General features: G+C 37.7%; 6 protein-coding genes. All 6 read right to left on the bottom strand.

The window, feature by feature from the left end; genetic code table 11:
• Positions 1 to 1,231 (bottom strand): minor capsid protein (locus F5ESL0237_RS08245; RefSeq protein WP_147441012.1); only part of this gene is annotated, 1,231 nt, incomplete at its 3' end.
• A complete protein-coding gene (locus tag F5ESL0237_RS08240; protein WP_122025200.1) occupies positions 1,203 to 2,639 on the bottom strand; it encodes a phage portal protein in 1,437 nt (478 codons plus the stop codon). The genes F5ESL0237_RS08240 and F5ESL0237_RS08245, both read right to left, overlap by 29 nt.
• Positions 2,630 to 3,880, bottom strand: coding sequence for a PBSX family phage terminase large subunit (locus F5ESL0237_RS08235; RefSeq protein ID WP_122025199.1), 1,251 nt, complete (start codon positions 3,878 to 3,880; stop codon positions 2,630 to 2,632). Before F5ESL0237_RS08235 ends, F5ESL0237_RS08240 begins: the two co-directional genes overlap by 10 nt.
• On the bottom strand, positions 3,864 to 4,424 hold the full coding sequence (locus F5ESL0237_RS08230) for a terminase small subunit (protein WP_233551994.1): 561 nt from the start codon (positions 4,422 to 4,424) through the stop codon (positions 3,864 to 3,866). Before F5ESL0237_RS08230 ends, F5ESL0237_RS08235 begins: the two co-directional genes overlap by 17 nt.
• A 4-nt stretch (positions 4,425 to 4,428) precedes the next feature.
• A complete protein-coding gene (locus tag F5ESL0237_RS08225) occupies positions 4,429 to 4,809 on the bottom strand; it encodes a type II toxin-antitoxin system HicB family antitoxin (protein WP_122025198.1) in 381 nt (126 codons plus the stop codon).
• 36 nt (positions 4,810 to 4,845) lie between these two features.
• Positions 4,846 to 5,034: a type II toxin-antitoxin system HicA family toxin gene (locus F5ESL0237_RS08220; protein ID WP_122025202.1), complete on the bottom strand. Its 189-nt coding sequence runs from the start codon at positions 5,032 to 5,034 to the stop codon at positions 4,846 to 4,848.
• Between the last annotated feature and the right edge of the window lie 286 nt (positions 5,035 to 5,320).

Here is a 5,320-nt window from a genome sequence, read left to right as displayed (position 1 = left end):
CAATTAATGCTTGAGTTTCAACAGGTGAAATAATCAATTCACTTACTGGTCGTTTACGACCTTTAGCATAGTTATCAAATTCGGGCGTTCCCTTTACATGTTTATTATACTGCTCTGCATTGAGTTCGTTCCAGTCAAACTTACCGGTTTTTATATACCTAGTAGCATTATTTGGAATTGTTTGAGCTTTTCTTTGATAATCAATGGCATTTTTCCAAGTTTGGAAGTCCATATCATCAACATAATAGCCTTTGCCAGTCTCAGGGTTCCTTGCCCAGCGTTCTTTGCTATTTGTTAACCCTTCCATGTATGGCATAGTTGTGCATCTACAATAAGGATGAATTAACGGATAATTAACGCCGTCTTTTTTATCTTTCAAGTCGAAAATTTTACCATCTAAGTGCCCGCATTCTTCGCAAGTGTGGGACTCTAACGTTGCTAAATATTGGTACTTTTCAACGCATTCTTCTTTGTATGCCTGTGCCGTTGCTTCTTCGGCAATGTGCCCCATTTCAGTAATGACCAAACGGTGCAATTGATAATCTTCAACATCTCTCAATCGCTGGCGCATCATTTTAAATACTTGTTGATGAGAATGTCCTAAAACTGTGCCACGTAAAAGTGCATCCCCAAGCTCATTAGGTAACATCTCAGTGTAGTTTTTCCAAATCCGTTTAGAGAAGTTGCTGCCATTCCAGGGCTTGTTGACAATTACTTTGACTTGATATTCATTAACATTGGCAAAGTTACTAGATAATTTAGCCTGCTCTAATTGTGTTAAGTAGATACTGTGCATGTATGTTTGTTGAAATTGGTTAGATAGACTTTGTGCTAATTTGTCACTCTCAGCTGTCGCATATTGGCTTAATAGGTTGGTCAGTTGCTCATCTATGTTCTCAAGCCTTGATAATTGGCTCTTGAAATATTCGGCATCTAGTTCTTTATCAAAGCCACTTTCTTTAGCCTTACGCTTGAACTCCTTCAATGTCATGTGCCAATCACGAGTACCAATTGTGCTCAAGATTTTACGTGCATCTTCGTGGCTAACCTCTTGATTGTTGGCATAGCGTTTAAGCCAATAGTCAACTTCTTGTTCTAGCACCTGTTCGACTTCTTTTAAACGAGCGCGCATGGCTGACTCATATTCAGCTGTATTACTTAACTGATTGTTCTTTTCCTGTAAAAACCTTTTTTGCCAATAATCATGACTTCTGTTTGTTTTCGTCATCATCGTCACCGTTTAGGCTATTAGGATTACCAAACTGGTCATTTCTATCTTTTAAGTCCTTCTGTTGGTCGTTTAGCTCTTCTTGCCAATCTTCAACGATTGGATTGGCTTTAGCAATTGCTTCTTTACTCGTCCAGTTAGCTAATTGACTAACCACTTGAGCTCGTTCAACATCGTTTTGGATAGCTGTTCTGGTCCAGGTCTGATTAATTCTTCGACTATCCGCATCTGAAATATTTAACCAATGCATGATTACTCTAACTAATTCAGTCAATGCATCCCTAAAATAGGCTTCTGTTTTAGCTGCTTTTAACTCCAAATGAGAATAGAGCATCTTAATTGCAGTCCCAGTTGCATTGTTAGTCTTAAAGTCCGTTGGGTCAATTCCTTGCGCATGAACAAAGATGTTGGTCTTAGTTGTTTCTAGCATTGAGTTACGGGCCTCAGTTGGAATATTAATGGCTAATTGATCAACACCTGAATCATCGCCACTACCCATACTCCTAACTCTAATGGCCTTATATCGTTGGAGGTCTTTTCTGAATTCGTCCAGACCTTGTCCGCCATAATTCTTTAAAATTAAAAATATTTGTTGAATATCATCTAAATCATTAACGTAGCCGTTATAAATCTTGTCATAAACGTCAATTAAGCCCTTGTAATGGAACAAATCAGGTTGCTGTTCCTTGTTTTTGGGAAATGCAATAAATGGAATTCTTCCCATACCATGATGATTAATACTAGAAGTGCCTGCGGCATCATCAGTTGATGCATCATAAATCGTAAAACGGTCATTAATTGGCTCTAAATTGTTAAATTGCTCATCTTTTGATTTAAAGACCGTGACTGTTTTATCATCCCAGTATTCATGCACCCAATAAGTTTTAGCGGTTTCTGAATCAAGTTCTTTATACGAGCGTCTTAGTGCTACTAACTTACGATTTAAATCAGTTGAATAAATTGGTGTTACTTGGTCTGGTGGCACAATCGCATATCTAAACTGGCTATTTTCATCAAGCCAATAATGTAGCCATGCTATACCAGCATTGGCTGCATCAACAACCAATTCATTTAATCTTAAAGCAAAGTTGTCGCCTAAAGTATCTTTGATTTGGTCATTTAGCTTATCTTCACCCACATCAATAGTTGGTGGCTTGGTAGCTAAATAGCCTGCTTCTTGGTCAACTAGCAATTGATGAAAGTTAGAACTCACACGGTTATCAGCTGGTCTTAACGGATTTTTACTCTTTTTTGCGGCATCGTCTTCTTTAGTTTTAGACTCACCATTGTTTTTTATCGTGATGTCATTCTCATTGAGGTAATAGCTTTTAGATTTAGCATATTTAGCATTAAAATTAACTCGCCTTGTTTGCGTGTTTTGTAGCAATTTTTTCATCGCTTCTAATTCCATTTAATAAAACCTCCTTTCCTGATTAAACTTTCAAGAGCATATCGGGTCGCGTCCATAGTATGGTCGTTGCCATCAGGATAGCCTGACTTGTAGTTTCCGTTTAAATCGATTTCAAATTCATAGCTAGTAAATTCACGCCAAGCATCAGGACAACGGTTGGGGTCAATGATAATTTCACGTAAATCTTCCAGCCACTTGTAGCCGTGATCACGTGAACCTCCGCCTTTGATTGCACCATAAATGTTCAGTCCCTGGTCTTGGTATTCCGCAATCATATCAGGGGAGGCTGAATCAGCTGTTAATGGTTCATTTCTGGGATTACGTTGCTTTATCATCGCAACTGCATCACGTACTTTTAGACCAACACGTTCAAATTCATCAAAAATAAAAATGCGACGCCTTGCTGAATCCCAATATATTTTGACAAAGGCTGTTGGATCTTTCGCAAATCCGAAGTCAAGTCCGTAGTAAACCTTATCAAATCTAGCAATTTCATCATCTGTAATTGGTCTGGTAGTAATATTGTTGAACACTTCTGCACCAGTTCCAGTTACTTCACCCAGATATTCATGTCGATATGCTTTCTCGTTATCCTTTTTTAGTTGTCTCGCGTCAGCAAGGAATTCAACTCCAAGCCAACTTTTAGGCACTGAACGATAATCTGATAAGTTAACTAGCGTATCGTCACGCATTTGTTCACTATCGACTGCTTGATTAACCCAGTTAGATTGTCTTGCTGGTGGGTTGTATGAATAGAAAGTAATAATACCGGAACCACCACGTCCTAACGACTGGTTGATTGAACGGATTTCTTCCATTCCTTTGAATTCCGTAACTTCTTCGAAATGCTTGAATTTCGTGTAACCTTGCCTAAACGTTTGCGACTTTATCTTACGTGGGTCGTCTGCACCCTTAAATCTAATCTGTTGGCCGGTTGGTTTAAAGGTTAATTGCATCGGACTAACTGACGATTGCCAGTATTCATCAACGTGTAAAAGGTCAATTGCCCACAAATATTGCTCAAATACAGAATCACGTAATGTGTTTGCCACCTTACGAATAACAATTGCATTAGCATCTTTGTCTTGCATAATTCCTAAAACAATCATGAGCGAAATAAAAGAGGACTTGGTCGAACCACGTCCTCCTTTGAGCCAATAATTGGCATGTTTTTTGTTATGAATATCCCAGAAAAGTCTATAGAATGCGGGCGAGATATTATCTTTAAGACTCACTTGCATTGTCGTCCTCCTTTGGAATATTGAAATTGATGTTGACTGTCGTGTCTAGATCATCACTGTTTAACTGCTCAACTTTATATTCAGCCATCTTAGCTTCGGCAACCATTTTACGCAGTTGCGCATTAGAAATAGGATCACTTGGATACCGTTTAAGCAATTCTTTAGCAGCAGTAATTCTGTCTTTAGCTGAAACTTCAATACCCTTAAAAATGCCCTTAGCAGTCGCTACAGTCTCCGTTTGCTCGCCTCGCATAACTGAAGTTAAGTACTCGAAGATCTCTTTCTGCTTAGCAATCTTTTTGCTTTCAATTTCTTTTTTTCGCTCTTCCATGTAAGAAATAATTTTAGGTTTTTTAAGGTTTTCAGCACCAATAACCCCAGCCGTTTTTTTGCTGTAACCAGCTTTAATTGCGGCGTTTGTGGCATTACCAGAAATCAAATATTCATCTGCAAACTTTTGCTGTTTTAAGTTTAACTTCAAGTACTTATCACCTTCTTTCTGAGCATAAAAAAAGCCGAACTTATTAGCTCGGCTCTGAAGCACTTGTTTAAACTTCTAATTTGGCTTTTAAAGCTTCCGTTAGAAGAGCAGAAAAATTAACGTGCTGCTCTTTTCCCAATTTAACAAGATACTCAGGCACAGAAACGTTTTTTCTAATTGTTTTAGGGTTTTTACGCCGATATTCATCCATGTCAACACTGACAATTGTCTTAATGTCATCTTTATCAGTTTTAATAGCATCCAAATCAGACGCTAGTGGATACTCTGTTTTATCTTCAAGGGCCAATCCGATTAGATCTGCAGCCATCATCAGTGCTTCTTTCATGTCTTCGCCTTGAGTCCAGCCGCCTTCAATATCAGGAATTTCAACAGTATAGCCTTTTTCCTCTGGGTGCAGGACGACTGGATACACTAAAACTTTTTCCATTTTTACAACCTCCTATGGGGTATGAGAAACAAGGGCTTATTTAAGCCCTGCTTCTCTAAGAATTGCTTGTTCCAACCCTTTTTTAAGTTCCTTTGCATGTATTGGAACGAATACAGTCACGTTAGTATTAGAATTGTAGAGCTTCAAATGTGAACCTCTTTGTGACTTTTCTTTAAAACCGTTACTTTTAAGCAATTTCACGATTTCTCTGGGTTTCATCGGCATCATCTTTTACCCCTTTCTTTACTGTTTTTATTATACACATTTTTGTGTATAATGTAAATAGGAGAATAATATTTTTACTAAGATATTTTAGTAAAAATACTTTTCATTTTTCGATATATAATTCTGCTAATTTTTATGTTTACCTTTTAATTCAGTAATATCATTTCACCACCTCCTGATTTTGAACATTAAAAAAAGCACCCCATTAGGTACTATAGAGTGCTATTGCTTGCTTCATTTTAAATATTTAGATAAGTCTACCCCATTATCTGAAGCCATTCTCAAA

This window comes from Lactobacillus sp. ESL0237, assembly GCF_003692985.1.
In the GTDB taxonomy this organism is placed as follows: Bacteria; Bacillota; Bacilli; order Lactobacillales; family Lactobacillaceae; genus Lactobacillus; species Lactobacillus bombicola.
The sequence above is the reverse complement of the archived record's forward strand: the minus strand, read 5'-3'. Positions and strand labels throughout refer to the sequence as shown.